This window comes from Novosphingobium clariflavum, assembly GCF_026420865.1.
GTDB classification, from domain to species: Bacteria; Pseudomonadota; Alphaproteobacteria; order Sphingomonadales; family Sphingomonadaceae; genus Novosphingobium; species Novosphingobium clariflavum.
This window is the reverse complement of the sequence record NZ_JAPCWC010000104.1, coordinates 1-696: the sequence shown is the minus strand read 5'-3', so window position 1 is coordinate 696 and position 696 is coordinate 1. Positions and strand designations below refer to the sequence as shown.

General features: G+C 60.5%; 1 protein-coding gene. It reads left to right on the top strand.

The annotated features are described in order from the left end of the window. Nucleotides 1–101 precede the first annotated feature (101 nt). Entirely contained in the window at nucleotides 102–632 is a 531-nt protein-coding gene (locus tag OKA11_RS24470; protein ID WP_007686150.1) for a GNAT family N-acetyltransferase, read from the top strand. Nucleotides 633–696 lie beyond the last annotated feature (64 nt).

Here is a 696-nt window from a genome sequence, read left to right as displayed (position 1 = left end):
TGCAAGGAACTCGGGATCGAGCGCGTCACTCTCTACCGCTATGTCGGTCCCAACGGGGAACTCCGGGATTACGGTCAGCGCGTGCTTGCTGCCAAAACGCGATGATGATGACGGGAGCCCCGATCAAACTTACCCAAGCGGACGCCGCAGACGTTGCAGACCTGTACAACCGTTGCAGCGACTATTTCCTGTTGCAGGACGGGGCCGCGCCCACGCTGGACGATGCTCGCGAGCTTTTCTCCGATGTGCCGCCCGAAAAGAGCGCCCACAATCAAGCTGTCCTGGGATGGAAGGGGCCTGGCGGCCTATATGCAATCGCGGCCATCCTCCGCGATTATCCGCGTGATGGCACATGGTATCTCGGCTTCATGATCGTAGATGCCGCACAGCGTGGTCGTGGCGTCGGACGCTCAATTTACTCGACGGTCGAAAGCTGGGCCGCTGCGAGAGGTGCCACAGAGATTCGGTTGGCCGTGCTGGAAGCGAATGAAGCGGCAGAGCGATTTTGGCGTTCTCTCGGCTTCATTGAGTATCGGCGCGTTGGGCCAGACACCTTCAAAATGCGTAGCCATCGCCGGATAGAACTGAGCCGTCGCCTTTCTGGCGCGACCGTAGAAGGCAGCAACAAGTAAGATCTCGCGCCGGCTATCTGGGCGAGCTTGGCGTAGGATTCCGCCCCCTCCCGCAAACGCCCCC